The 25,485-nt window shown below is 72.7% G+C and carries 24 protein-coding genes; 15 read left to right on the top strand and 9 right to left on the bottom strand.

Going from position 1 to position 25,485, the window contains the following annotated elements; translation table 11 throughout:
- Nucleotides 1-20 precede the first annotated feature (20 nt).
- The 4 genes from AB0K60_RS23350 to AB0K60_RS23365 all read left to right on the top strand — a co-directional run bounded on the left by AB0K60_RS23350 (nt 21) and on the right by AB0K60_RS23365 (nt 5,458).
- Nucleotides 21-1,328 (top strand): acyltransferase, encoded by a 1,308-nt coding sequence (locus AB0K60_RS23350; protein WP_364058637.1) that lies wholly within the window; start codon nt 21-23, stop codon nt 1,326-1,328.
- A gap of 93 nt (nt 1,329-1,421) precedes the next feature.
- Entirely contained in the window at nt 1,422-2,669 is a 1,248-nt protein-coding gene (locus AB0K60_RS23355; protein ID WP_364058640.1) for a CoA transferase, read from the top strand.
- A 108-nt stretch (nt 2,670-2,777) separates the two neighbouring features.
- Nucleotides 2,778-3,971, top strand: a complete 1,194-nt coding sequence (locus AB0K60_RS23360; RefSeq protein WP_364058643.1) for an acyl-CoA dehydrogenase family protein — start codon at nt 2,778-2,780, stop codon at nt 3,969-3,971.
- A gap of 368 nt (nt 3,972-4,339) precedes the next feature.
- Nucleotides 4,340-5,458, top strand: coding sequence for an amidohydrolase family protein (locus AB0K60_RS23365; RefSeq protein WP_364058646.1), 1,119 nt, complete (start codon nt 4,340-4,342; stop codon nt 5,456-5,458).
- A 16-nt stretch (nt 5,459-5,474) separates the two neighbouring features.
- Here the strand turns inward: AB0K60_RS23365 and AB0K60_RS23370 are convergent, their stop codons facing one another.
- The 5 genes from AB0K60_RS23370 to AB0K60_RS23390 form a co-directional block, all read right to left on the bottom strand.
- Nucleotides 5,475-6,884 (bottom strand): glutamine synthetase family protein, encoded by a 1,410-nt coding sequence (locus tag AB0K60_RS23370; RefSeq protein WP_364058649.1) that lies wholly within the window; start codon nt 6,882-6,884, stop codon nt 5,475-5,477.
- A gap of 68 nt (nt 6,885-6,952) precedes the next feature.
- Nucleotides 6,953-7,117, bottom strand: a complete 165-nt coding sequence (locus tag AB0K60_RS23375) for a hypothetical protein (RefSeq protein ID WP_364058652.1) — start codon at nt 7,115-7,117, stop codon at nt 6,953-6,955.
- Nucleotides 7,118-7,636: 519 nt separating this feature from the next.
- Nucleotides 7,637-8,311 (bottom strand): hypothetical protein, encoded by a 675-nt coding sequence (locus AB0K60_RS23380; protein ID WP_364058655.1) that lies wholly within the window; start codon nt 8,309-8,311, stop codon nt 7,637-7,639.
- Nucleotides 8,308-9,063: a DUF6286 domain-containing protein gene (locus AB0K60_RS23385; RefSeq protein ID WP_364058658.1), complete on the bottom strand. Its 756-nt coding sequence runs from the start codon at nt 9,061-9,063 to the stop codon at nt 8,308-8,310. The genes AB0K60_RS23380 and AB0K60_RS23385 overlap by 4 nt, the downstream gene beginning before the upstream one ends.
- A gap of 904 nt (nt 9,064-9,967) precedes the next feature.
- Entirely contained in the window at nt 9,968-10,597 is a 630-nt protein-coding gene (locus AB0K60_RS23390; protein ID WP_364058661.1) for a TIGR03085 family metal-binding protein, read from the bottom strand.
- A 193-nt stretch (nt 10,598-10,790) separates the two neighbouring features.
- Here AB0K60_RS23390 and AB0K60_RS23395 point away from each other — a divergent pair, with 193 nt between their 5' ends.
- Nucleotides 10,791-12,575 carry an ABC transporter ATP-binding protein gene (locus tag AB0K60_RS23395; RefSeq protein ID WP_364059134.1) on the top strand — a complete coding sequence of 595 codons (1,785 nt, stop codon included), beginning with the start codon at nt 10,791-10,793 and terminating at the stop codon, nt 12,573-12,575.
- 91 nt (nt 12,576-12,666) lie between these two features.
- Nucleotides 12,667-14,442, top strand: a complete 1,776-nt coding sequence (locus AB0K60_RS23400) for an ABC transporter ATP-binding protein (protein ID WP_364058664.1) — start codon at nt 12,667-12,669, stop codon at nt 14,440-14,442.
- Between the two features lie 3 nt (nt 14,443-14,445).
- Here the strand turns inward: AB0K60_RS23400 and AB0K60_RS23405 are convergent, their stop codons facing one another.
- Genes AB0K60_RS23405 through AB0K60_RS23420 form a run of 4 tightly spaced genes read right to left on the bottom strand, consistent with a single transcriptional unit; the run spans nt 14,446 to nt 18,373 of the window.
- Entirely contained in the window at nt 14,446-15,252 is an 807-nt protein-coding gene (locus AB0K60_RS23405) for an ABC transporter permease (protein WP_364058667.1), read from the bottom strand.
- The gene (locus tag AB0K60_RS23410; RefSeq protein WP_364058670.1) at nt 15,249-16,073 is read right to left on the bottom strand and encodes an ABC transporter permease; all 825 of its coding nucleotides are present in this window, start codon (nt 16,071-16,073) and stop codon (nt 15,249-15,251) included. The genes AB0K60_RS23405 and AB0K60_RS23410 overlap by 4 nt, the downstream gene beginning before the upstream one ends.
- Nucleotides 16,073-17,284, bottom strand: coding sequence for an ABC transporter substrate-binding protein (locus tag AB0K60_RS23415; protein ID WP_364058673.1), 1,212 nt, complete (start codon nt 17,282-17,284; stop codon nt 16,073-16,075). Before AB0K60_RS23415 ends, AB0K60_RS23410 begins: the two co-directional genes overlap by 1 nt.
- A gap of 45 nt (nt 17,285-17,329) precedes the next feature.
- Complete coding sequence (locus AB0K60_RS23420; RefSeq protein ID WP_364058676.1) at nt 17,330-18,373, bottom strand: ABC transporter ATP-binding protein; 1,044 nt, start codon at nt 18,371-18,373, stop codon at nt 17,330-17,332.
- A gap of 93 nt (nt 18,374-18,466) precedes the next feature.
- Between AB0K60_RS23420 and AB0K60_RS23425 the strand changes: the two genes are divergently transcribed.
- The 9 genes from AB0K60_RS23425 (at nt 18,467) to trpA (ending at nt 25,372) form a co-directional block, all read left to right on the top strand.
- Nucleotides 18,467-19,195: an FCD domain-containing protein gene (locus tag AB0K60_RS23425; protein WP_364058679.1), complete on the top strand. Its 729-nt coding sequence runs from the start codon at nt 18,467-18,469 to the stop codon at nt 19,193-19,195.
- Nucleotides 19,196-19,217: 22 nt separating this feature from the next.
- Nucleotides 19,218-19,979, top strand: coding sequence for a hypothetical protein (locus tag AB0K60_RS23430; protein WP_364058682.1), 762 nt, complete (start codon nt 19,218-19,220; stop codon nt 19,977-19,979).
- Nucleotides 19,980-19,983: 4 nt separating this feature from the next.
- The gene (gene hisI, locus AB0K60_RS23435; RefSeq protein ID WP_364058685.1) at nt 19,984-20,352 is read left to right on the top strand and encodes a phosphoribosyl-AMP cyclohydrolase; all 369 of its coding nucleotides are present in this window, start codon (nt 19,984-19,986) and stop codon (nt 20,350-20,352) included.
- 42 nt (nt 20,353-20,394) lie between these two features.
- Nucleotides 20,395-21,114 (top strand): TIGR02234 family membrane protein, encoded by a 720-nt coding sequence (locus tag AB0K60_RS23440; RefSeq protein ID WP_364058688.1) that lies wholly within the window; start codon nt 20,395-20,397, stop codon nt 21,112-21,114.
- Between the two features lie 110 nt (nt 21,115-21,224).
- Nucleotides 21,225-21,746 (top strand): DUF4190 domain-containing protein, encoded by a 522-nt coding sequence (locus AB0K60_RS23445; protein ID WP_364058691.1) that lies wholly within the window; start codon nt 21,225-21,227, stop codon nt 21,744-21,746.
- 145 nt (nt 21,747-21,891) lie between these two features.
- A complete protein-coding gene (locus tag AB0K60_RS23450) occupies nt 21,892-22,284 on the top strand; it encodes a DUF2752 domain-containing protein (protein ID WP_364058694.1) in 393 nt (130 codons plus the stop codon).
- A gap of 120 nt (nt 22,285-22,404) precedes the next feature.
- Nucleotides 22,405-23,229: an indole-3-glycerol phosphate synthase TrpC gene (trpC, locus tag AB0K60_RS23455; RefSeq protein WP_364058697.1), complete on the top strand. Its 825-nt coding sequence runs from the start codon at nt 22,405-22,407 to the stop codon at nt 23,227-23,229.
- Nucleotides 23,230-23,295: 66 nt separating this feature from the next.
- On the top strand, nt 23,296-24,501 hold the full coding sequence (gene trpB / locus AB0K60_RS23460) for a tryptophan synthase subunit beta (RefSeq protein WP_364059137.1): 1,206 nt from the start codon (nt 23,296-23,298) through the stop codon (nt 24,499-24,501).
- Between the two features lie 76 nt (nt 24,502-24,577).
- Nucleotides 24,578-25,372 carry a tryptophan synthase subunit alpha gene (gene trpA, locus AB0K60_RS23465; RefSeq protein ID WP_364058700.1) on the top strand — a complete coding sequence of 265 codons (795 nt, stop codon included), beginning with the start codon at nt 24,578-24,580 and terminating at the stop codon, nt 25,370-25,372.
- Nucleotides 25,373-25,485 lie beyond the last annotated feature (113 nt).

Genomic DNA, 25,485 nt, shown 5'->3' on the forward strand with positions numbered 1-25,485 from the left:
TGCGATAGGGCGGTTGGGCGATGAGGCGGGCGGCCGAGCGGACCCCCGCCCATCGCGACCGCTACGTCGATCTGCTGCGGGCCGTCGCGATCACGGCGGTGGTGCTCGGGCACTGGCTGGCCGTGCACGTGACCTACGACGGGGGGTTCGAGGGCGGCAGCGTCCTTGAGACGGTCGCGTGGACGCGGCCGCTGACCTGGCTGTTCCAGGTGATGCCGATCTTCTTCCTGGTCGGGGGGTACGCCAACGCGGCGTCGCTGGCCTCGTACCGGGGGCGGGGCGGGAACGCGGTGGAGTGGACGCTTCGCCGTACCGGGAGGCTGGTCCGGCCCACCGCGGCGCTGCTGGCGGTGCTCACGGCGGCGGCGCTCGCGGCGCGGGCGGCGGGCGTGGATCCGGGGCTGGGCGGGACCGCGGTGTGGCTGGCGGGGATTCCGCTGTGGTTCCTGGTGGCCTACATCGCCGTGGTCGTGCTCACCTCGGTGATGTACGGCGCGCACCGGCGGTTCGGCCTGGCGGTTCCCGTGGGCCTCGCGGCGCTGGTTGGGGTCGGCGATCTGGCGAGACTGGGGGCGGGCGTGCCGTACGTGGGCGACGCCAACTACCTGTTCGCGTGGCTCGCCGTGCATCAGCTCGGCATCGCCTGGCGGGACGGGCGGCTGCCCGCGCGGCGCGCGGTGGCGTTGCCGATGGCGGGGCTCGGGCTGGTCGCGCTGACGGGGCTGACCGTGGCGGGGCCGTACCCGGTCAGCATGGTGGGCATCCCGGGGGAGGAGATCCAGAACACCTCGCCGCCCACCCTGGCGCTGCTGGCGCTGGCCGTGACGCAGACCGGGATCGCGCTGCTGCTGCATGACGCCGGGAACCGGTGGCTGCGGCGCGTGCGGCCGTGGACGGCGGTCGTCGCGGTCAACTCGGTGATTATGACGTTGTTCCTGTGGCACATGTCGGCCCTGGTCATCGGGGTCCTCGCCCTGCACGCCGCAGGGCTGCTGCCCCAGGCCGCCCCCGGCTCGCCGTACTGGCTGCTGCTGCGCCTGCCCTGGCTCGGCGTGCTCGCCCTGATCCTCGCGGGCCTGGTGGCGGTGTTCGGGCGGGTCGAGCGGCGGACCGGGCCGCTTCCGGCGCCCGGGAGCGCCGCCGGGCCCGTGCCGTTCGTCCTCACCCTGGCGGGCGCGGCGGGGGCGCTCGGCGGCATCCTCGCCGTCGCCGTGGCCGGACCGGGCGATCACGGACCGGCCGGATTGTCCACGCCGGGGCTGGTCGCCTTCTTCGCCGGCGCGGCCGTCCTCCGGTTCACGCGGTGGCGGTATCGGGGCGCCCAATGACCTGCCGGAAATGTACGGCTATGCACCCATTTATAGTCGCGGCAGCGTTCACAGGCGGGGCGCGCACGGCCGTACGAGATCGAGGAGGCCCGAGTGGTCGGCGTCGAAACGGGTGAGCCGGGCGAGGGTCCGCTGGCCGGGCTGCGGGTGGTGGAGGTCTCGACGTTCGTGGCGGCGCCGCTCGGCGGGATGACGCTCGCCCAGCTCGGGGCCGACGTCATCCGGGTGGACCCGATCGGCGGGGCCCCCGACCACACGCGCTGGCCGCTCGCCCCATCCGGCGTGAGCCTGTACTGGACAGGGCTGAACAAGGGCAAACGCTCCCTCTGCGCCGACCTGCGGTCGCCGGAGGGCCGGGAACTCGTCACCCGGCTGATCACCGAGTCGGGCCCCGACGGCGGCATCGTGCTCACCAACGCCACCGGCCGATCGTGGCTGAGCGGCGAGACGCTCGCCGAGCGCCGCCCCGACCTGATCCACCTGCAGATCACCGGTCACCGCGACGGCGGCGCGGCGGTCGACTACACCGTGAACGCGGCCGTCGGCTTCCCCCTGGTCACCGGCCCGGAGGGGCACGCGGAGCCGGTCAACCACGTGCTCCCGGCCTGGGACATCGCGTGCGGCCTGTACGCGGCCCTCGGCATCCTCGCCGCCGAACGGCGGCGGCGGGCGACCGGCGAGGGCCGGCTGATGCGGGTGGCGCTGCACGACGTGGCCCTCGCCATGGCGGGAAACCTCGGATTCCTCGCCGAGGCGCAGGTCAACGGCGTCAACCGTCCCCGCCTCGGCAACCACCTGTACGGCGGGTTCGGCCGCGACTTCGTCACCCGGGACGGCCACCGCCTGATGGTGGTGGCGCTCACCGCGCGGCACTGGCGCGACCTCGTCGAGGCGACCGGGATCGGGGAGGCCGTCGCCGCGCTCGAACGGGCGCTGAACGCGGACTTCTCCGCCGAGGGCGACCGGTACGCCTACCGGGAGGTGCTCGCGGGCCTGGTGGGCCGATGGTTCGCCGAGCACGACCTGGCCCGGATCGAGGAGCGGCTGCGCGGCGCCTCGTTCCTGTGGTCGCGCTACCGCACCTTCACCGACCTGGTCGGCGAGGGCGGCGGCGAACTGCGGGCCAACCCGCTGATGGCGGTCGTGGACCAGCCCGGCGTCGGCCCGTACCTCGCGCCCGGCTCGCCGATCGCGGCGCTCCCCGACGCGTCGCGGACGGTCGTGCGCGCCCCCGTGCTCGGCGAGCACACCGGCGAGATCCTGCGCGGCCTCGGCCTGAACGAGGACAAGATCGCCGACCTGCGGGCGCGCGGCGTCGTGTTCGCGCCGCAGGAGGTCTGACCGGCACGCCGCCGACGAGGGCCGGCCGCGCCGGGACAAGCGCCGGGACAAGCGCCGGGGAAAGCTCGGGACAAAGCGCCGGGAAAGCGCAAGGGAAAGGGGACGCACATGGGCCGGCTCGCACGCACACCCGGGCTCACCGACGTACAGCAGGAGATCATCGCCACCGTCCGGGCCTTCGTCGACCGGGAGATCCTCCCGGTGGTCCGGCGCCTGGAGCACGACGACGAGTACCCGCAGGCGATCGTCGACGGCATGCGCGAGATGGGGCTGTTCGGCCTGACCATCCCCGAGGAGTACGGCGGGCTCGGCGAGTCGCTGCTCACCTACGCCCTGGTGGTCGAGGAGATCTCCCGGGGCTGGATGAGCGTGTCGGGCATCATCAACACCCACTTCATCGTCGCGTACCTGCTGGCCCGGCACGGCACCCCCGAGCAGCGGCGGCGGCTGCTGCCGCGCATGGCCACCGGCGAGGTGCGCGGCGCGTTCTCGATGTCGGAGCCGGGCTGCGGGTCGGACGTCTCCGCCATCACCACGCGGGCCGTGCGGGACGGCGACGACTACGTGATCCACGGCCAGAAGATGTGGCTCACCAACGGCGCGACGGCGAACCTCGTCGCCGTGCTGGTGAAGACCGACGAGGGCGCCGAATCGGTCTACCGCAACATGACCACGCTCCTGGTCGAGAAACGCACCGGCTTCGGCGAGGTCGAGCCCGGCCTCACCGTCCCCGGAAAGATCGACAAGATGGGCTACAAGGGCGTCGACACCACCGAGCTCGTCTTCGACGGCCACCGCGTCCCGGCCGGCAATGTGCTCGGCGTCGTCCCGGGCCGGGGCTTCTACCAGATGATGGACGGCGTCGAGGTCGGCCGCGTCAACGTCGCCGCCCGCGGCTGCGGCGTCGCCCTGCGCGCCTTCGAACTCGCCGTGCGGTACGCCCAGCAGCGCCGTACGTTCGGCAAACGCATCGCCGACCACCAGGCGGTGCTGTTCCGCCTCGCCGACATGGCGACCAAGGTCGAGGCCGCCCACCAGATGATGGTCATGGCCGCGCGGCGCAAGGACTCCGGCGAGCGCAACGACCTCGAAGCCGGCATGGCGAAGTACCTCGCCGCGGAGTACTGCCGCGACGTCGTCGAGGAGTCGTTCCGCATCCACGGCGGCTACGGCTACTCCACCGAGTACGAGATCGAGCGCCTCTACCGCGAGGCCCCGATGCTCCTGATCGGCGAGGGCACCGCCGACATCCAGCGCATGATCATCGGCCGCCGCCTGCTGGAGGAGTACGGCCTGCGCTGACCGCGGCCCGTCCCGCCTTACGGCCGGCCCCGCCGGCGCCGTACCGGATCGGCGATGCCGACGTGCACGCCTGGCGCGCGCGATTCGTCCGGCTGGCGCCGACCTGGCCCGCTTGCTCGCCTTCCGGGGCCGTCACCGCCGCCGAGCGCCTCGAACCGGCTCCGCACCCGTCCGCGGTGTGACGCCCGAGGGGCGTCGCCCCGCCGTCTTGTAAGATCGCCCCCACTGACGGTCGCGGGTGTCAGCGAACATTCACAGCGGGGTGCACTCGGGGACGGGCGGCCGACGCCGCCTCGACCGGTGCCGCGGGGGTGAGGCCGATGGACGCCGCGGGGGAGAGGCCGATGGACGCCGCGAGGGAGAGGCCGATGAACGAGGTGCCGGCGACGCGGATGGAGCCGTCGGAGGAGGCGGCGAGCGGGCATCCGCTCTACGACCTTCCGCTGCGCGAGTGGCGGCCGGTGCCGCGGGTGCGGGTGCCGGTCACCCACGTGCCCCGCCCGAGCTTCCCCGTCATCGACGCGCACAACCATCTGGGCCGGTGGCTCAGCTCGGACGGCGACTGGATGGTCCCCGACCCGGCCGCGCTCGTCGAGACGATGGACGCGGCGGGGGTCCGGGCGATCATCAACCTGGACGGGCGATGGGGGGCCGAGCTGGAGGCCAACCTGGAGCGCTACGACCGGGCGCATCCGGGGCGTTTCGCCACCTTCTGCCACATCGACTGGGATGAGCTGAGCCGTCCGGGGTTCGGCGAGCGCATCGCCGCCCACCTCGCCGAGTGCGCCGCCATGGGCGCCAAGGGGCTGAAGGTGTGGAAGGACCTCGGCCTGGAGCGCCGCGACCACCGGGGCGAGTTGGTCCTGCTCGACGACGAGCGCCTGTCCCCGGTGTGGCCGGCCGCGGCGGAGGCGGGCCTGCCGGTCTGGGTGCACTCGGCCGACCCGGTCGCGTTCTTCGAGCCGGTCGACGAGCGCAACGAGCTGCTGGAACTGCTGCTGCGCTACCCGCAGTGGTCGTTCGCCGACCCGAGGTTCCCCCGGTTCGAGCGGCTGATGGAGGCGCTGGAGACGGTCGTGGCCCGCAACCCCGGGACGACCTTCGTCGGCGTGCACGTCGGCTGCCACTCCGAGGACCTCGCCCGGGTCGGCCGCATGCTCGACCGCTACCCCAACTTCCACATCGACATCGCCGCCCGGCTCGCCGAGCTGGGCCGCCGGCCGCGGGCCACCCGGGAGTTGATCCTCCGCCACCCCGATCGGGTCCTGTTCGGCACCGACCACTTCCCGCCCGACGCCGACGCGTACGCGCTGCACTACCGCTTCCTGGAGACGGCCGACGAGCACTTCCCCCACGACGTCTCCGGGTCGCAGCTCGGCGGGCGGTGGATGATCTCCGCCGTGGACCTGCCGCCGGAGGTCCTGCGCCGGGTCTACGCGGACAACGCCGCCCGGCTGGTTCCCTCGCTGGCCCCGGCCCTGGGCTGAGCCCCGCGCGCCCGGGTCAGAACACCCGGAAGTGGTGGAACGCCTCGAAGGCGGCGTCCTCGGCGGCGAAGTCCTTCGCCTCGGAGCGCTTGACCGCCAGATAGGCGTTGCGGCGCAGCGGCCCGAGGGCCTCCATGAGCAGTTCGTCCGCCTCGAGGGCGTCGAGCGCCTCGTCGAGGGTGGCGGGCAGCCGGTGCGCCCCGAGGCGGGTGCGCTCGGCCTCGGACAGCGTGGCCGGGTCGACGTCGACGGCCTCGCCCGGGTCGAGCCCGCGGCGGATGCCGTCGAGCCCCGCGTGGATGACCGCCCCGAGCGACAGGTACGGGTTCGCCGACGAGTCCGAGGGTTTGATCTCCAGGTTCGTCGAGGCGGCGACGCTGCCCGCCATCGGGGAGCAGATCCGGATCGGGGCCTCGCGGTTGTCCATGCCGTAGCAGTTGTAGGCGCTCGCCCACATGCGCGGGGCCAGCCGCCGGTAGCTGTTCACGGTGCCGCAGGTGAGGGCGACCAGGGCGGGCAGGTGGTGCCGCACCCCGGCGATGAAGCGGTACGCCAGCGGGGACAGGCCGTACCGGTCCGACGCGTCGCTGAACAGGTTGTGCTGGTGCTTTCGGTCCCATAGGGAGACGTGCAGGTGGCAGCCGTTGCCCGCCTGGTCGGGGATCGGCTTGGGCGCCAGCGAGGCCCACATCGCCATCCGCAACGCGACCCCGCGCACCGTCTCCCGGTAGATCACCTGGCGGTCGGCGGCGAAGAGGGCGGGCGCGTACCGGATCGACAGCTCCTGCTGCCCGTGCCCCAGCTCGGGGTAGTAGTGCTCGACCCCCAGCCCCTGGCTCTGCAGCGTGCGCACCAGCTTGATCGCGAAATCGTGGGCCTGGTCGAATCCCGTGGTGGCGTAGCAGAGGCTGTCGTCGATCGGGACGAGCCGGTCGGGGCCGCCGGCCGGGTCGGGCAGGCGCCGGCCGAGGGTGAACTCCGGCTCGAACGCCGCGATCATGGCGTACCCTTCGGCCTCCAGCTCGGCGACGGCGTCCTTGAGGAACGTGCGCGGGCAGGCCGCCCAGGGCGAGCCGTCCAGCTCGCGCAGGTCGCAGATCATGGACGCCGCCCCCGGCGCGTACGGCAGCGGCACGAAGGTCGCCGGATCGGGCACCAGGCGGATCTCACCGACCGGGCCCATGCCCGCCACCTCCTGCAGGTGGTCGAGCATGGACATGGCCATCATCGCCACGGTGTGCCCGATTCCGGTGCGCATCCGCTCGGCGAGGCGGGGGCGGGAGGCGGCCTTCCCGCGGATCACGCCGCCGTGATCCACGTACAGGAACCGGATCAAATCGATGCCCTCGACCTCGACGCGTTCCAGTATCCGGCGCGCCTCGTAGCCGAGGGCCTGCGGCTTACCGGTCGAGTCGCGATCTGTCACCCTGCCTGACTAGCACGTCGGGCGCGGGCGGGGAAGAAGTCACGGGAAAAAAGCCGGTCAGAAAAGGATCACCTCGCGAAGACCTGGGAGAAGAACGTGGCCAAGGAGTTGGCTCCGCCCGCCACACCGTCGAACACGCCCCGCACCGCGTCGGCCGCGACGGCCGGCCGAGTGTAGAGGAAGAAGACGACGAACGCGATGGCCAGGTACGTGAGGACCTTCTTGACCTGCATAGGGGGCCTCCTGCGGATCATTCCTGGTATTCATACCCGGATTAAGCCGTTATGCGCATTTTCCAATGTCGGGCTGGGAGGGGTGCCCGCTCCCGCCGCCTCCGCGCCGCGCCCCCTCCGAGGAGAGGCTAACATCCGCTCTCCGGGCTCCCATGCCGCCCGCCCATCTACCAATGTGCCTCATGTACGGCCCGCCCGCCCGGCCTTCCCCCAGGAAAGCATGTGACCTTTCGCACCTAATGCCGGAATTGTTTGCCAGAGAACGCTTCGGAAAACTCCTGGTAAAAGGGCTATTCCAGCATTTCTCCTGGTCATCGACGTTCCGGGCCCCGCACCGCCGGATCCCCGGGCGTCGGCGGCACGCCGCTCACGGCGTCCCCACCGTGTCCTACCGGGTCCCCACCGGGCCCTTGCGGATGTCGCCACGGAGATGCCCGTGGATTTCACCACGTGCCCGCCGACTCCTGGCCGGTGTCACGTCGTCCTGGCTCCGGCCCCCGGCCGTTGGCTGCGCGCCGCTCACAACATCCCGGCCGCGCCTCTGCGGATGTCGCCACGGAGATGCCCGTGGACGTCCGCACCACGTGCTCGCTGACCCGGGGCCGGTGCCACGTCGGCCCCGCCCCGGTTCCGCGTCAGCCCGGTCTCCCCGGCCAGCCGCAGGCGGACCACCGTGGGCAGCTTGCCGAGCGTCGGTGTGCTACGCGGCCCCGGCACCGCCCGCCCGAGAAACGTCGGCAGATCGCCGATCCGGGCGACCCCGCGTACGGTGAGCCGCAGATCCAGCCACGGCGCGCCGGGCGCGCCGCGCAGGACCGCCCGTACGCGCCGGACCTCCGGATGACCGCCCACCCGCGCCGCGATCATCCGCCCCACGGGCGCGCCCGGCACCTCCGACAGACCCGGCGGCCCCGACCTCAGCCGGACCCGCCGCGCCCGATCGCCCCGCAGCAGCCAGGACAACCACCACACTCCGGCCACCACCAGCAGGAATCCTCCTGCCGCCATCGCAGGCCAGAACCACAGGCGATCCCGCGCGAAGTCCGCGAGATCCCCGCCCACCACCGGCCGCGCCGCCTGCCCGGCCCCGAAGACCCCCATTCCCCGCAGCAGCGCGCCACCGCCCAGCGTCCACAGCAGCAGTCCCGTCAACGCCAGCCCCGTCCGGTTGACCGCCGCGCGTCCCCGGCTCATGTCCGGCCTCCGGGCCGGACACGGACGCGGGGCCGTACCGTGAAGGCGATCAGGGGGTTGAGCCGGGCGAGCTCCCTTCCCGTCGCCTCCCGGACGCGCCGGGCGAGGCCCGCGGCGTCGCAGGTCCCGGCGGTGTCGCCCAGGGCGGTGGCGACGACCACGAGACGGCGGCGGCGCACCCGTACGCGTACCCGGCGGACGCCCTCCACCCGGGACACCTCGCTGGCGATCAACGCGGCGAGCGTCGGCCGCGAGACGCCGAAGACCAGGTCGGGATCGCCGGTGCGGAGCGGAACCAACCGGGGCCGTCCGGGCAGAACGGCCGCGAGCAGGAGCAGCGCCCCCAGCACCGTCACCGTGCCCGCGACGGCGAGGGCGGCGGGATCGCTCCAGGCCGTGCTCTGCGCCCACATCGTCGTGCGCGCGAACGACACCAGGCGCGGCGCGCGATCGGCCACCACCATGAAGGACTCGACCATGGCGAGCGCCCCGGCGCCGGCCAGCACCAAGGCGGCGACCACGCTCGCGGGCGAGCGCCCCGGCCGCAGCGCCCGGACCGCCGCGCCCGCCTCTACAGCGTCCCCGGCGTCCCGGGCGTCCTTGGCGTTCCCGGCATCCCCGCGCGCCGAACCAGCCCGACGCGCGCACGCCCGCGTGGACCCGCACGCGGCGGGACAGTCCGTGGCACGCCGCGCGGCCGGACCCGTCCGCTCCCGCAGGCCGCCCGTGCACCCGGAACCCAGGGAGCCCATCTGGGTACACACCCCGGCATGCGCGGTAGACCGCCTGCCGAATCCGCGCCCCTTCGGCGACCGGTGCCGCCCGCGCTGACGCCGATGCGTCCCCCCGGCCCGCCGTGACCGTCGCCCGCATCCACCGGTCGTCGCGGGCACCGATGCGCCGGTCGTCCCCGCCGGGATGATCGGCTCGACGCCACCCTCCTCCGGCTCCCGCGTATCAGGCGGAATACCTGTCGCGCGCGCAGGCCATCCCGCGGGCTGGCGCGCACCAGGTGGAGAACCCGTCGCCCGCGCAGGCCACCCGTCGCCCTCCGGTGCCGACCCCCGGCCGTGGCCGGACCGGCGCGGCACCCCGCGCCATGCGCCGCTCATCGGACCGTGACGGCGCGGCCCCGCCCGTCTGTTCCGCGCCCGCCTGGCGTCGCGCCGCTGGACGATCTGTCGGTTTGTGCGGCCATGCCCCTAACTCGTCCATTGGACTTTGACGGCTTATCGGCCCGCGCGGCGGCCATGAGGCCGCCAGGTCCGTCGGAGGGTCTGTCGGTCTGTGCGGCCACGCGCCCGACTCGTCCAACGGACGGCCTATCGGCCCGCGTGGCGAACGCCTGACTCCGCACGGTGACGGTGTCGGTCATCGGATACCTCCGAGGAAACCCCCGCCTTCAGGCGGGGAGGATCGGACCCCTGCGGAGCAGGGCAAAGGCAGGCGATTCGCCGCCAGGCGAACCGCCGTCAAGACGCCGCACTCCGGCAGTGTTCGATGGGCGGCGAGGGGCGGCCCGCGCCGAATGGCCTCCGGCCTCCCGCGATCGGCGTCCGGCCGCGATCAGTCGCGGCCCGGACCCGGCAGCGCCCTGTTGTTTCTCTGGGTAGTACCCATTTCGCCCTGTGTAATCGCCTCGGAGAGGCCGGCCGGTCAGGCACCCAGGGGCGCGGTGACCAGCCGCTCCACGGACGCCGGATCGCCCTCGCAGGTGACGCGGGCGTGTGCCTGCCTGCCGAAGGCGAACAGCAGCAGCTCCTGCGGCTCCCCGGTCACCACCACGTACGGCTCGGCCTTGCGCCCGCCGATCCGCTCCCCGTTCGTACGGCGCAGCACCACCCCGACCGGTGCCTTGCGGAACAGGAACCGCGCCATGGTGCGCAGCCGCCGCCACACCAGGTCCTCGAACGCCGTCGGCAACGCGCGCGGCTCCCAGCCCTCGCGGGCCCGCCGTACGTCCTCGTGGTGGACGAAGATCTCCAGCGTGTTCACCGCCGCGTCGATCGCGGGCACCCGGTACGGCGACCACACCGGGGGCCCGCCGCGGAACATCCCGACCAGCTCCGGCCACGGACGCCGCTTGATCTTCTCCTGGACGGCGGCCGTGTACCCGGCCAGCGGGGCGATGGCGATGCCGCCCGCCGCGTCGAAGCGGCGCTCGCGAAGCACCAGGTGCGCGGCGAGATCGGCGGCGGTCCACCCCGTGCACAGCGTGGGCGCGTCGGGGCCGACCCGTTCGAACAGATCGCTGAGCGCGGCGCGCTCGGCCCGTGCGTCGGTCACGTGGACGAGCCTATCGGCGTTCCGCCCTCACCCGGCGTCCGGGTTCCGGCACATCCCCGTGCAAGGGAGGAGGAATCCCATGCAAGGGAGGAGAAGGAATAAAGGGTCAGTGCCGAATGATAAGGACTAGATAGCGAGAACGACTCCCGGGGAGAGGAATCCACGCGTGCCGACAAAGGTCAACCCAACCGTCATGCGCGAGGGCCTCGGGGTCATCTGGGTCGCCATCAGATCCGAACCGCTGATGTTCACCGTTGCGGTCCTGGCCAGCGGTCTGTACGGGGGAATGACCGTCGCGTCGTCGTGGGCGCTGGGCTGGGCGACCGAGAACGCGGTGCTGCCCGCCTTCGCCACCGGCGACGCCGCCTCGGGCACGCTGCTCACCGCCTCCGTGCTCATCGTCGGCGTCGCCCTGCTGAAGGCGATCGGCATCGGCGGCCGGCGCGCCTTCGCCGGCATGATGCAGTACCGCATGCAGGCCCGCTCCCGCCGCGACGTCACCCGGCAGTACCTGCGCCTGCCGCTCGCCTGGCACCACCGGCACCCCACCGGCCAGCTGCTGTCGAACGCCGGCTCCGACGCCGAGGCGGCCTGGGCGCCGCTCGCCCCGCTGCCGATGGCCGTCGGCGTGATCGTGATGCTGTTCGTCGCCGCGGTCGCCATCGTGATCATCGACCCGCTGCTCGCGCTGGTCGGCTTCCTCATCTTCCCGGCGATCTTCGCGCTGAACGTCGTCTACCAGCGCCTGCTGTCCCCGCTGGCCACCCGCGCGCAGCAGTTGCGCGCCGAGGTCAGCGAGGTCGCCCACGAGAGCTTCGACGGCGCGCTGGTGGTCAAGACCCTCGGCCGCGAGGAGGACGAGGCGGCGCGGTTCGGCGCCAAGGCCGACGAGCTGCGCGACGCCAACATCGCCGTGGGCCGCGTGCGCGGCATGTTCGACCCGCTGCTCGACGCGCTGCCCAACCTCGGCGTGCTCGCCGTGCTGCTCGTGGGCACCCTGCGGCTGGAGTCCGGCGGCGTCACCACCGGCGAGCTGGTCCAGGTGGCCTACCTGTTCACCCTGCTCGCCTGGCCGGTGCGGGCGCTCGGCTGGGTGCTCGGCGAGCTGCCGCGCAGTGTCGTCGGCTGGCGGCGGGTCCGCGCGGTGCTCGACGCCACCGGCTCCATGGCGTACGGCACGGCCCGCCTGACCGGCGACGGCCCCGCCCACCTGCGGGTGACCGGCCTCACCTACGGCTACGACCCGGACGCGCCGGTGCTCAGGGACGTGAGCTTCGAGGCCCGGCCCGGCCGTACCGTGGCGGTGGTCGGGCCGACCGGCTCGGGCAAGTCCACGCTCACCCAGCTGCTGGTCCGGCTGATCGACCCGCAGCGCGGCGAGGTCCGCATCGACGGGGTGGACCTGCGCGAGGTCGAGCGCGGCGGGGTGAGCGCGGTGGCGGCGCTGGTCCCGCAGCAGACGTTCCTGTTCGACGACACCGTGCGCGGCAACGTCACGCTCGGGCTGCCGGGCGTGACCGACGAGCAGGTCTGGGCGGCGCTGCGCCAGGCCCAGGCCGACGGGTTCGTCAGCGGCCTGCCCCAGAGCCTCGACACCCGGGTGGGCGAGCGCGGCGCCACCCTGTCCGGCGGCCAGCGCCAGCGCCTGGCCCTCGCCCGCGCGCTGGTCCGCTCGCCCCGCCTGCTCATCCTCGACGACGCCACCTCCAGCGTGGACGCCCAGGTGGAGAAGCGCATCCTGCACGGCCTGCGCGAGGCCGGGCAGGACACCACCGTGATCGTGGTCGCCTACCGCATGGCGACGATCGCCCTCGCCGACGAGGTCGTCTACATCGAGCACGGCTCCGTCGTCGACCGGGGCACGCACGAGCTGCTGCTCGCCCGCTGCGCGGGCTACCGCAACCTGGTCACCGCGTACGAGCGGGAGGAGGCCGAGCGCGAGGCGCTCAACGCCGACGAGGAGGTCGTGGGCACGTGAGGGCGCGCGCTGGGCGAAGCGACGCCCACCGGAAGAGCGAAGAGACGAAGAGCGAAGAGACGGCGAGCGAAGAGACGAAGAGCGGGGAGATATGGTGAGCGCGCTGCAGGCGTCCGAGCGGTCGGCGATCGCGACCTTTCGGCGGGGTCTTCGCCTGTCGCCCGAGTTCAAGCGCGGCCTCGCCGGAACGCTCGTGCTCGCCGCGCTCGCCACCGCCGGGCGGGTGATCGTGCCGGTGGCGGTGCAGCAGGTCATCGACCGCGGGCTGTCCGGGCCGGTGCCCGACTTCGCCTTCGTGCGCACCGCGGTGCTGCTGTGCGCCCTGGCGGTGCTCGGGACCGCCCTGTGCGCCTACCTGATGAACGTGCGCCTCTACCGCAGCACCGAGGGCGGCCTCGCCACACTGCGGCGCAAGGGCTTCCGGCACGTGCACGACCTGTCGGTGCTCACCCAGAACACCGAGCGGCGCGGCGCCCTGGTCTCCCGGGTGACCAGCGACGTGGACCAGATCAGCCAGTTCATGCAGTGGGGCGGCCTGCTGGTCATCGTCTCCGTCGGCCAGCTGCTGATCGCCACCGTGCTGATGGCGGTGTACTCCTGGCGGCTCACCCTGGTCGTGTGGCTCGTCTTCGTGCCGCTGTTGATCATGCTGCCGCGTTTCCAGCGCATGGTCGCCCGCGCGTACATCCGGGTACGCGAGCGCACCGGCGACATGCTCGCCGCGATCAGCGAGTCCGTGGTCGGCAGCGCCGTGATCCGCGCCCACGCCTCGGAGGACCGCACCGCCCGGCGCATCGACGAGGCGGTCAACGCCCAGCGCGCGGCGCAGACCCGCGCCCAGACCATCATCGCGCTCACCTTCCCGCTCACCGAGCTGGTGGCCGCGATCGCGGTCGCGGCCGTGGTGCTGCTCGGCGTCAGGTTCGGCGTGGACGGGTCGATCTCCCGCGGCAGCCTGGTCGCGTTCCTGTTCCTGATCGCGCTGTTCATCGCGCCGCTGCAGACCGCGACCGAGGTGCTCAACGAGGCGCAGAACGCCGTCTCCGGCTGGCGGCGGGTGCTGGCCGTGCTCGACACCCCGCCGGACGTGGCCGACCCCGGCCCGAACGGCGTGGTGCTGCCGCGCGGCCCGATCAGCGTCAGGTTCGACAACGTCGGCTTCGCCTACCCCGGCGGCCCGCCGGTGCTGCACGACGTCCAGGTGGACATCCCGCCCCGCACCAGGGTCGCGGTCGTGGGCGAGACCGGCTCGGGCAAGACCACCTTCGCCAAGCTGCTGACCCGGCTGATGGATCCGGTCGAGGGCCGCGTGCTCGTCGACGGCGTGGACCTGCGCGACGTCCGCTTCTCCTCGCTGCGCGAGCGCATCGTGATGGTGCCGCAGGACGGCTTCCTGTTCGACGGCACCCTCGCCGACAACATCCGGTACGGCCGGCCCGCCGCGACCCGGGAGGACATCGAGCTGGCGATCACCGAGCTGGGCCTGGCCGACTGGGTGGAGGGCCTGCCCGCCGGCCTCGACACCCCCGTCGGGCAGCGCGGCGAGTCCCTGTCGGCCGGCGAGCGCCAGCTCGTCGCCCTGGCCCGCGCCTACCTCGCCGACCCCGACCTGCTCCTGCTCGACGAGGCCACCTCGGCCGTCGATCCGGCCACCGAGGTGCGCCTGGCCCGCGCCCTGGACGGCGTGACCCGGGGCCGCACCGCCGTGTCGATCGCGCACCGCCTGTCCACCGCCGAGGCCGCCGACGAGATCCTCGTCTTCGACAAGGGCCGCATCGTGCAACGCGGCCCGCACGACGAACTGATCGCCGAACCGGGCGTGTACGCCGACCTGTACGCCTCCTGGACCTCCGGCACCCGTTCCTGAGCTTCAGTGGGTGGAGACCTGCCCGGACACCCGCTGGGCGAGCCAGATCGGCACCACCGACACGACGATCAACGCGGCGGCCACCACGTTCACCACCGGGGCCTGGTTGGGCCGGAACAGGTTCTCGAAGATCCAGATGGGCAGCGTGCGCACGCCCGCCCCGGCCGTGAACGTCGTCACGATGATCTCGTCGAAGGACAGCGCGAACGACAGCAGCCCGCCCGCGAGCAGCGCCGAGCGCATCATCGGGAACGTCACCAGACGGAACGTCGTGAACGGCCGCGCCCCGAGGTCCGCCGACGCCTCCTCCAAACTGCCGCCGGTGCGCCGCAGCCGGGCCAGCACGTTGTTGTAGACGGTGACCACGCAGAACGTCGCGTGCCCCACGATCACGGTGAACAGCCCGAGCCCCAGCCCGAACGGCTCCAGGATCACCCGGAAGGCGTTGTTCAGCGCGATCCCGGTGACGATGCCCGGCAGCGCGATCGGCAGGATGATCAGCAGCGAGACCGTGTCCCGGCCGAAGAACCGGAACCGCGCCACCGCGAAGGCCGCCATCGTGCCCAGCACCAGCGCGATCGCCGTCGCCCCCAGCCCGGCCCGCACCGACGTCCACAGCGCGTCGCGCACCCCCGCCGAGTTCCACGCCGCCTCCCACCAGCGCAGCGTGAACCCGCCCGGCGGCCAGCCGAACGTGCGGTCGGCGTTGAACGAGTTGACCAGCACCACCGCGAGCGGAACGTAGATCACCGCCAGCCCCGCGCCGAGCGCCAGGCGCAGCAGCAGCCGTGCCGTACGAGACAGGTTCACAGGTTCTCCAACGCGCCCGTGCGGCGGACCGCGGCCAGATAGATCAGCATGATCACGACGGGGACGGTCGCCACGGCGGCGGCGAACGGCAGGTTGTTCGCCGCGCCGATGTTGTCGTACACCACGTTGCCGAGCAGCTGGCTGCGCCCGCCCACGATCCGCACCGCGATGTAGTCGCCCATCGACAGCGAGAACGTGAAGATCGACCCGGCGACCACGGCCGGGAACGTCAGCGGCCAGATCACCGTGCGGAACACCCGCCACGGCCGCGCCCCCAGGTCCCCGGCCGCCTCAAGCAGCGAGTCCGGCAGCCGCTCCAGGCCCGCGTAGATCGGCAGGATCATGTACGGCAGCCACAGGTACGCCAGCGTCAGGATCGTGGCGGTCAGCCCGTAGCCCCAGCCGAGCAGCCCCTCCGACGACAACATGACCCGCCAGGCGTACGCCTTGACCAGATAGCTCGCCCACAGCGGCGTCAGCACCGCGATCACCAGCCAGCGCCGCGCCCGCGGCGAGGCGAGCTTCGCCATCGCGAACGCCATCGGGAAGGCGATCACGAGATCGACGGCCGTCACCGCGACCGCCACCCCGAGCGTCCGCAGCGTGATCGTCCGATACACCTCCACGGTCACGAGCTCGGAGAAGTTCGCCCAGGTGAACGAGCGGATCAGGCCGCCGGTGAAGGTGTCGACCGACCAGAAGGCGGTGACGAACAGCGCCGCGAGCGAGCCCAGGTAGGCGACGCCCAGCCACGCCATCGGCGCCGACAGCAGCAGCGCCAGGCGCAGCCGGGCCCCGCCTCGCGACCGCGCGGCCGGCATCAGCCCTTGATCTCCGTCCAGGCCCGGGTCCACTCGGCGTAGTCCTTGCATGTGACGTCGGTGCGGCCGTCCAGGCACTGGGCGATCGGCGTGGTCCAGTAGTAGACCTTGGAGAAGTACTCCTCGTCGGTGGCGTGGAACGTCGCGCAGTGGTCGGGGTCGGCGGTCTCCTGGCACGACTTGGCGTTCGCCGGCGCCTCACCGAAGTACTCGGCGACCTGGGCGTTCGCCTTCGGGGAGATGATCCAGTTCAGCCAGCGGTAGGCGCAGCCGGGATTCTTCGCGTTCGCCGCCACCATCCAGGTGTCCGACCAGCCGGTCGCGCCCTCCTTCGGCAGCGTCGCCTCCACCGGGGCCTTCTCGCCCTTGGCGACGTTGACGATCACCTGCCAGGTGGTGCCGACGACCGAGTCGCCGCTCTTGAACGCCTGGATCTCCTTGGTGTAGTCCGACCAGTACTCGCCGACGAGCTGCCGCTGCCCCTTCAGCAGGTCCACCGCCGCCTGGAACTGTTTGTCGTCGAGCGCGTAGGGGTTCTTGATCCCGAGCTCCGGCCGGTGCGTCATCAGGTAGACCGCCGCGTCCGCGATGTAGATCGGCGAGTCGTAGGCGGTCACCTTCCCCTTGTACGGCGACGCCGGGTCGAACACCGCGCCCCAGGAGTCGGGGGCGGGCGTGACCACGTCGGTCCGCCACATCAGCAGGTTGGCGCCCCGGCCGTGCGGCACGCCGTACGGGACGCCGTTCACCGAGTTCCAGCCCTTGTTCTTCAGGCCGTCGAACACGTCGGCGTAGTTGGGGATCAGGTCGGTGTTGACCGGCGCCACGTCGCCGCCCGCGATCAGCCGCAGCGAGGCGTCGCCGGAGGCCGACACCGCGTCGTACTGGCCGGTCTTCATGAGGTTGACCATCTCGTCGGAGGTCCCGGCGACCTTGGTGTTCACCTGGCAGCCGGTCTCCTGCTCGAAGGGGGTCACCCAGTCGGCCTTCGGGTCGTTGGAGCCGTCCTCGACGTACCCGGCCCAGGCCACCAGGTTGACCTGGCCCTCGGCGGGGGCGAGGGTCTTCGGCGCCTCCATCTTCGGCGGGATGAAGCCGCCCTGGCCGGGGGCGGCGCCGGACGCGGGCGCGCCGCCGCCCCCGCCCCCGCCTCCGCAGGCGGTGACCAGCGCGAGCGCGGCGGCCGTGATCAGGAATCGGGTCGATCGCATGGGTTTCTCCCGGGGGGTGCGGGTGGCGGAAGGGGGGAGGACACGTCAGGAGGCGATCTCGAACTCGTGCCGGCGCTGCCACACCAGCCGGACCCGGGCGTCCCGCAGCCTCATCACGTCCATCGACGAGACCTGCAGGTTCTGCTGCAGCGCGATCAGCCGCCCGCCCGCGTCCAGATCGACGACGAACCGGGTGGCCGCGCCCGCGTAGACGACCTCCGCGATCGTGCCCGACGCCCAGTGCTCGTCCGGGCCCGCCGGGCCGCCCGGCTCGTCCTCAAGCACGACGCGCAGCTTCTCCGGCCGGACGCTGAAGGTGCCCTCCCTGCCGAGGACGGTACGCGCCGCCGCGCCGGAGATGAGGTTGGAGGTGCCGACGAACCCGGCGACGAACTCGGTGGCGGGGCGCTCGTACACCTCGGCCGGGGTGCCCACCTGCTCGATTCGGCCGTGGTTGAACACCGCGACCCGGTCGCTCATGGTCAGCGCCTCGTCCTGGTCGTGGGTGACGAACAGGAACGTGATCCCCACCTCGCGCTGCAACTGCTTCAGCTCCATCTGCATCTGCTCGCGCAGCTTCAGATCGAGCGCGCCGAGCGGCTCGTCGAGCAGCAGCACCCGGGGCCGGTTGACCAGCGCGCGGGCGAGCGCCACGCGCTGCCGCTGGCCTCCCGACAACTGGGCGGGCCGGCGGTCGCCGAAGCCCTCCAGCCGCACCGAGCGCAGCGCCGCCAGCGCCCGCTCCCGGCGCTCGGCCCTGGCGACCCGCTTCACCCGCAGGCCGTACTCCACGTTGGCGAGCACGCTCATGTGCGGGAACAGCGCGTAGTCCTGGAACACCGTGTTCACGTCCCGCTGGAAGGGGGCCGCGCGGGTGACGTCCACGCCGCCGAGCTCGACGGTCCCGGCGGTGGGCGTCTCGAACCCGGCGATCAGGCGCAGCACCGTGGTCTTGCCCGAGCCCGACGGGCCGAGCATGGCGAAGAACTCGCCGTCGCGGACCTCAAGGTCGACGCCGTCGACGGCCGTGACCGGCCCGAAGTCCTTGCGGAGGCCGCGCAGCCGCACGGCCGTCTCTCGCTCCGGCATGCGCAATAACATATGAACTTAAATCTTTCGTGCCAAGGCACTCTCCGGTATCAATGGTGTTAAACCGGGGGGCAGGAACCGGGGGAGGGGAAGATGGAGGCGAGCGGGGCCCACCCGGCCGTCTTCGCGCCCGTCTCCACCGAGGGCCGCGTCGACGCGGTCGTACGCAGGCTCACCGACGCGATCGCCCTCGGATTGCTCGCCGACGGCGAGCAGCTGCCCAGCGAGAGCGAGCTGGCGGGCCTGCTCGGCGTGTCCACCGTCACCCTACGCGAGGCGCTCGTGGCGCTGCGCCAGCGCGGCCTGCTGGTGACCCGGCGCGGCCGGGGCGGCGGCAGCTTCGTCCGCGCGCCCGCCGAGCCCGAGATCGGCGAGCGGCTGCGCGCCTTCGCCGCCGACGAGCTGCGCGACCTCGGCGACCACTACACCGCCATCGCCGGCGCCGCCGCCATGCTCGCGGCCCGCCGCGCCCTCCCCGCCGACGTCGAGCCCCTGTGGCGGTCGCTGCGCGAGATGGCCGACACCGACTCGCCCGCGCGCCTGCGCCGCCTCGACGGCCGCTTCCACGTCGAGGTCGCCGCCGCCTCGCAGTCGGCGAGACTCACCCGGGAGGAGATCCGGTTACAGGCCGACATCGGGCCGCTTCTATGGCTTCCGTACGACGAGCCCGGGGGGCACGATGAGGCCACGGCCCAGCACCGGGCCATCGCCGCCGCGATCGCCGACGGCGACCCCGGCCGGGCCCGCGAGCTGGCCGAACGGCACGTGCTCGACGCGATAGAACGCCTGATCGAGCTGCGCCTGCGACTCGTCGGGCCCTGAACCGCGCCCCGAGGTGAACGCCATGACCCAGATCGGCCGACCGGAGATCCCGATCAGCGGGAACGACGCCGACCGCGGACGCCACGGGCCCGACGGCGACCATGTGGCGCGGGCCGCACAGCAGGCGGCGGCGCGGATCGGGACCGTGGTCGAGGACGTGTTCACCGTGCTGCGCGAGCTTCGGGACGTCACCGCCGCACGGATCCGGGAGGCGGGCGGGCGCGCCCTGGTCAGCGGCGACCTGGCCGCGCTGCGCCCGGCGCTGCTCGGGTACCTGGGCGGGCTCATCGCCGGGGTCGGGTTCATCGCCGCGCCCGGGCTGCTGTCGGACGCGCACTGGTTCCTGGAATGGTGGCAGGAGCATCCCTCCGGGGTGCCGGCGCGGCTGGAGCGCGATCTCGACCCGGCGGGCAGCGCGTTCTACGACTACACGCACTGGGCCTGGTACGCCGAGCCGTACGCGGGGGCCGAGCGCACGATCTGCGGGCCGTACGTGGACTATCTGTGCACCGACGAGTACAGCCTCACGCTGTCGGTGCCGGTGACGGTCGCCGGGGCGTTCGCGGGGGTGGCCGCGGCGGACGTGTTCGTGCGGCGGTTCGAGGGCGCCGTGGCGCCGGTGCTGCGCGCGGTGCCCGCGCCCGCCTTCATCGTCAACGCGGCCGGGCGGGTGATCGCCTCCAACACCGCCCGGTGGCTCGGCGGGTCGGTCTTCCGCGGGGAGCCCGGCTTCGCCGTCCACCCCTGCGGCGAACTGCCCCTGTCGCTGGTTGCGGCACAATGACCGCATGTCCCTTGACCCGCGGATCGCCGCACGCCTCAAACGCTCGCCCGACGGGCTGGTGCCCGCCATCGTCCAGCAGTACGACACCAAAGAGGTGCTCATGCTCGCCTGGATGGACGACGAGGCGCTGCACCGCACGCTGACGACCGGCAGGGCCACCTACTGGTCGCGCAGCCGCAAGGAGTACTGGGTGAAGGGCGACACCTCCGGCCACGTGCAGTGGGTGCGGCACGTCGCCCTCGACTGCGACGGCGACACGGTGCTGCTCCAGGTGGACCAGGTGGGGGGCGCGTGCCACACCGGCGACCGCACGTGCTTCGATCGAGATGTGCTCCCGGTCGCCGATCCGGCGGAACCGGCCCCGTACACCTGAGCCCTCGGCGGGCATGACAGTTTCAGACAGGTCCTTCGCGCCATGAGCCCTTCACCCGTTACGGACACGACCTCGTCCGACTCCCGGCCCCCTGTTGGGGGAGCCTCCCGGCGTCCGCCGCTGGTGTGGGCCCTGGTGTGCGCGGCCGGGGCGGGCGCGGTGCTGCTCGCCGCCGGGCGCGAGTGGGCGCGGGTGCGCTACGGCGCGGGCGGCGGGTCGCCGCTGGGCCTGGTGACGCTGACCGGCTCGGACCTGGCCGCGTACCTGGGCCCCGCCGCCCTGGCGTCGCTCGCGGCCGTGGTGGCGGTGCTCGTCGCCCGGGGGATGTGGCGGCGCCTGATCGGCGTCGTCGTGGCCCTCGGCGGGGTCGCCGCCGTCCTCGGCGCGTTCACGGGCGTACGGCGGGACACGATCCTGGCCGCCGCCGCGGAGCGCAGCGCCCTGTCGGCGGCCGGAGGCGCGGCCTACGAGGCCGGCGCGGCGTGGCCGGCGGTGACGGTCGCCGGCGGGATCATCCTGGTCGGCGCGGGGATCGTCGCGGTGGCGCGGGCGTCCCGCTGGCCGGGCATGTCCGAGCGGTACGAACGCCGGGGCGCGGGCTCCCCGCCGCCCGCGCGGGGCCCCCGCGCGGCCGGTTCCGCGCCGGGGTCAGCGGCGGGGTCAGCGATGGGGGCCCGTGCGGACCGGGAACGCGAACTGTGGGACGCGCTCGACCGGGGCGACGATCCCACGGCCGATGGGGACGGCGCGGGTACTTCCTGACCGCCATCACAAGTTGCCGACAATATTTGGTTGAATGGCGATAATCACCGTTCCTGCCGATAGGCTACGCCAGCTATCACGGCGTTATCAGCATCCACGGGAGCCGTTCGATGAGTTACGGGTATCCGCCAGACGACCAGGGCGGGGGATATGGGGGCCAGGCGGGCGGGTACGGTCAGCAGCCCGGAGGCTACGGCCAGTCGAATCCCGGTTATGGCCAGTCGTATCCGGGATACGGCCAGTCGTATCCGGGATACGGCCAGTCCTCCAACCCCGGGTACGGCTCGTCCCAGCCGGGCTACGACTACAGCCAGCAGCAGGGGTACGGCCAGTCGGCCTACGGCTACCAGCAGCCCGGCTACGCGGCGCCCGGCACCAACGGACTGGCCATCGCCAGCCTGATCCTCGGCATCCTCGGCTTCTTCACCTGCGGCATCACCTCGGTGCTCGCGGTGGTCTTCGGTCACGTCGCGGTCGGGCAGATCAAGCGGTCCGGCGAGCAGGGCCACGGCATGGCGGTAGCGGGCCTGATCATGGGGTACATCCAGACCGCGCTGTGGGTGTTGGTCTGGGTGTTCTATCTCGGCCTCTTCGGCCTGGCCTGGGTGGGCACCACCTCCACCTCGTTCTGATACTCGTTCTGAGACGGGGTTCTGACACTCGTTTTCACGGGGTTTTGATACGGGGTTCTGACACGGATCGGCGGGGGAGGCCGGCATGGGGGGCACGCGGGAGGATCTGCACCGGAACGGCTCGTCGCCGGGAGCAGTCGCACGCGTGCGTTCACTGCTGTGGCCGGCGGGGGCAGCGGCGGCGGCCGCGGCCGGTTTGATCTACGTGGCCCTGGTCGATCCCAACGAGCCCGGCCACTATCCGCTCTGCCCGCTGTTCATGCTGACCGGCCTGTACTGCCCCGGTTGCGGGGCGCTGCGCGCCACGCACGCGCTCACGCACGGCGACATCGGCACGGCGCTCGGGATGAACGTGCTGGTGGTGGCGCTGATCCCGGTGGCCGCCGTGGTGTGGGCGCGTTGGGCGGTACGCTCATGGCAGGGCAGGCCCTTCGCCATAAAGGCGCCACCTCCCGCAATTGTCTGGGCATTTCTCGTACTCTTGATTTCCTACGGAGTAGTGAGAAATTTGCCCTTTGGTCATTTCCTCGCACCGTAGGCGTACCGGGAAGACCTTGACGGCGCGGGTGCACGGCCCCGGTGTCGGGCCGTCACGGCAAGGGCCGATAGCATCGGCAGGGCTAGGACTGGATGGGCCTGGATTGGGCGAGGAGACCGTGTGAGTGTGCTGGACGAGATCCTGGACGGGGTGCGGGCCGACCTCGCCGAGCGGCAGGCGTCCGTGGGGATCGAGGAACTCAAGCGGCGTGCCGAGCGCGCTCCCGCGCCGAGGGACGCCTACCTGGCGCTCGGCGGCGACAGGGTATCGGTGATCGCCGAGGTCAAGCGGTCCAGCCCGTCCAAGGGGGCGCTGGCGGCGATCGCGGACCCGGCGGCGCTCGCCGGCGACTACGAGGCGGGCGGGGCGCACGTGATCAGCGTGCTGACCGAGCGGCGCCGGTTCGCCGGCACCCTCGACGACCTGGCCGCGGTGCGGGCCCGGGTCGACATCCCGGTGCTGCGCAAGGACTTCATCGTCACCTCCTACCAGCTGTGGGAGGCGCGGGCGTACGGCGCCGACCTCGCGCTGCTGATCGTGGCGGCCCTGGAGCAGCAGGCCCTGGTGTCGCTGATCGAGCGCGCCGAGTCGATCGGCCTGACGCCGCTGGTCGAGGTGCACACCGAGGAGGAGCTCGACCGCGCGCTCGCCGCCGGGGCGAAGGTCATCGGAGTCAACGCCCGGGACCTGAAAACCCTCAAGGTCGACCGCGAGGTGTTCGCCAAGCTCGCGCCGAAGATTCCGGACGGTATCATCAAGATCGCCGAGTCCGGCGTGCGCGGGCCGCACGACCTGCTCGCCTACGCCAGGGCGGGCGCGGACGCCGTGCTGGTGGGGGAGAGCCTGGTCACCGGCAAGGATCCCCGCGCCGCGGTGAACGACCTGGTGACCGCGGGCGCGCATCCCGCGTCACGTCATGACACCGGGCAGGAAAGGCGTCACTGAGCCGCGCGGCCGGTGCGACATCGAGGAGTAGACGTGAGCGAGGCCACCATTGTGACCGCGGCCGACCTGGTGGGGTCCGGGCCGGACGGCGGCGATCCGGACGAGCACGGACGGTTCGGCGTCTTCGGCGGTCGTTTCGTGCCCGAGGCGCTCATCCCGGCGCTCGACGAGGTCGAGAAGGTCTACAACGAGGCCAAGAACGACCCCGAGTTCGTCCGCGAGTTCGACCGTCTGCTGCGCACCTACGCGGGCCGCCCGACCGCCATCACCGAGGTGCGGCGGTTCGCCGAGCACGCCGGCGGCGCCCGGATCCTGCTCAAGCGCGAGGACCTCACGCACACCGGCGCCCACAAGATCAACAACGTGCTCGGCCAGGCCCTGCTCACCAAGCGCCTGGGCAAGACCCGCGTGATCGCCGAGACCGGCGCGGGCCAGCACGGCGTCGCCACCGCGACCGCCGCCGCCCTGCTCGGCCTGGAGTGCGTCGTCTACATGGGCGCGGTGGACTGCGAGCGCCAGGCGCTCAACGTCGCCCGCATGAAGCTGCTCGGCGCCACGGTCGTGCCGGTGCACAACGGCAGCAAGACCCTCAAGGACGCCATCAACGAGGCCTTCCGCGACTGGGTGACCAACGTCGACCACACCCACTACCTGTTCGGCACGGTCGCCGGACCGCACCCCTTCCCGGAGATCGTCCGCGACTTCGCCCGCGTCATCGGCGTCGAGGCGCGCCGCCAGGTCCTCGAACTCACCGGAAAACTGCCCGACGCGGTCGCGGCCTGCGTCGGCGGCGGCTCCAACGCCATCGGCCTGTTCCATGCGTTCATCGGCGACGCGGGCGTGCAACTGCACGGCTACGAGGCGGCGGGGCACGGCCTGGAGTCCGGCGAGCACGCGCTCACGCTGACCGCCGGCTCGGTGGGCGTCCTGCACGGCGCCCGCACCTACGTGCTGCAGGACGACGAGGGCCAGACCATCGAGTCGCACAGCATCTCGGCCGGCCTGGACTACCCCGGCGTCGGCCCCGAGCACGCCTGGCTCAAGGACTCGGGCCGCGCCGTCTACCACGGCGTCACCGACGACGCGGCGATGGAGGCGTTCTCGCTGCTGGCCCGCACCGAGGGCATCATCCCGGCGATCGAGTCCTCGCACGCGCTCGCCGGCGCGCTGGAGCTCGGCCGCGAGCTCGGCCCGGAGGCGACGATTCTGGTGAACCTCTCCGGCCGCGGTGACAAGGACATGGGCACCGCGATGAAATACTTCAACCTCTGACCGATTGATCTGTGCCAGGCCAGGGGTCCCCGGACCGACCAGCGCGGCAGGACGTACGAACGTAACGGATTCGACGATGACGACTCTCCACACGGTGTTCGAAAAGGCGCGTTCCGAGAAGCGCGCCGCCCTGGTCGGCTACCTGCCCGCCGGCTTCCCCACCGCCGAGGGCGCCGTCGCCGCGGCCACCGCCATGGTCGAGGCCGGGTGCGACGTGATCGAGATCGGCCTGCCGTACTCCGACCCGCTCATGGACGGCCCCACCATCCAGGACGCCGTCCACCGGGCCCTGGTCAACGGCACCCGCATCGCCGACGTCATGCGCACGGTCGAGGGCGTCGCCAAGACCGGCGCGGCCACCCTGGTCATGACCTACTGGAACCCCGTCGACCGGTACGGCGCCGAGCGCTTCGCCCGCGAGCTGGCCTCGGCGGGCGGCGTCGGCACGATCACCCCCGACCTCACGCCCGAGGAGGCCGGGCCGTGGCTGGAGGCGAGCGCCTCCGCCGGCCTCGACACGGTCTTCCTGGTCGCGCCCAGCTCCACCGACGCCCGCATCGAGAAGGTCGTCGCCTGCTGCACCGGGTTCGTGTACGCCGCGTCCCTGATGGGCGTCACGGGGGCGCGGGAGAGCGTGAGCCTGGCCGCCGAGGGCCTGGTGAAGCGCACCCGCGAGCACACCTCGCTGCCGGTCTGCGTGGGGCTCGGCGTCGGCACGGGGGCCCAGGCGGCCGAGGTGGCCGCCTACGCCGACGGCGTGATCGTCGGCTCGGCCTTCATCCGCCGCCTGCTCGACGCTCCGGACGAGGCCGCGGGCCTGGCCGCCGTCCGCCGCCTCGCCGGCGAGCTCGCCACCGGCGTACGCGGCTGATCGGTCCCCGGCGCGGCTCGCCCGCCGGGTCGTACGCGATGGCGTGGATGTGACCCGCCCCGCGACGGCGTGCGCGTAAGCTGAAGGCGCCGGCGCCCACCGCCGTGGGCGGC

The organism is Thermopolyspora sp. NPDC052614 (assembly GCF_040678635.1).
In the GTDB taxonomy this organism is placed as follows: Bacteria; Actinomycetota; Actinomycetes; order Streptosporangiales; family Streptosporangiaceae; genus Thermopolyspora.

Bases quoted from the DNA above. Each gene is read 5' to 3' on its own strand.
- AB0K60_RS23350 (WP_364058637.1), top strand. From the start codon at position 21: ATGAGGCGGGCGGCCGAGCGGACCCCCGCCCATCGCGACCGCTACGTC.
- AB0K60_RS23360 (WP_364058643.1), top strand. From the start codon at position 2,778: ATGGGCCGGCTCGCACGCACACCCGGGCTCACCGACGTACAGCAGGAG.
- AB0K60_RS23365 (WP_364058646.1), top strand. From the start codon at position 4,340: ATGAACGAGGTGCCGGCGACGCGGATGGAGCCGTCGGAGGAGGCGGCG.
- AB0K60_RS23375 (WP_364058652.1), bottom strand. From the start codon at position 7,117: ATGCAGGTCAAGAAGGTCCTCACGTACCTGGCCATCGCGTTCGTCGTC.
- AB0K60_RS23380 (WP_364058655.1), bottom strand. From the start codon at position 8,311: ATGAGCCGGGGACGCGCGGCGGTCAACCGGACGGGGCTGGCGTTGACG.
- AB0K60_RS23385 (WP_364058658.1), bottom strand. From the start codon at position 9,063: ATGGGCTCCCTGGGTTCCGGGTGCACGGGCGGCCTGCGGGAGCGGACG.
- AB0K60_RS23395 (WP_364059134.1), top strand. From the start codon at position 10,791: ATGCGCGAGGGCCTCGGGGTCATCTGGGTCGCCATCAGATCCGAACCG.
- AB0K60_RS23400 (WP_364058664.1), top strand. From the start codon at position 12,667: ATGGTGAGCGCGCTGCAGGCGTCCGAGCGGTCGGCGATCGCGACCTTT.
- AB0K60_RS23410 (WP_364058670.1), bottom strand. From the start codon at position 16,073: ATGCCGGCCGCGCGGTCGCGAGGCGGGGCCCGGCTGCGCCTGGCGCTG.
- AB0K60_RS23415 (WP_364058673.1), bottom strand. From the start codon at position 17,284: ATGCGATCGACCCGATTCCTGATCACGGCCGCCGCGCTCGCGCTGGTC.
- AB0K60_RS23420 (WP_364058676.1), bottom strand. From the start codon at position 18,373: ATGCCGGAGCGAGAGACGGCCGTGCGGCTGCGCGGCCTCCGCAAGGAC.
- AB0K60_RS23425 (WP_364058679.1), top strand. From the start codon at position 18,467: ATGGAGGCGAGCGGGGCCCACCCGGCCGTCTTCGCGCCCGTCTCCACC.
- AB0K60_RS23430 (WP_364058682.1), top strand. From the start codon at position 19,218: ATGACCCAGATCGGCCGACCGGAGATCCCGATCAGCGGGAACGACGCC.
- hisI (WP_364058685.1), top strand. From the start codon at position 19,984: ATGTCCCTTGACCCGCGGATCGCCGCACGCCTCAAACGCTCGCCCGAC.
- AB0K60_RS23440 (WP_364058688.1), top strand. From the start codon at position 20,395: ATGAGCCCTTCACCCGTTACGGACACGACCTCGTCCGACTCCCGGCCC.
- AB0K60_RS23445 (WP_364058691.1), top strand. From the start codon at position 21,225: ATGAGTTACGGGTATCCGCCAGACGACCAGGGCGGGGGATATGGGGGC.
- trpA (WP_364058700.1), top strand. From the start codon at position 24,578: ATGACGACTCTCCACACGGTGTTCGAAAAGGCGCGTTCCGAGAAGCGC.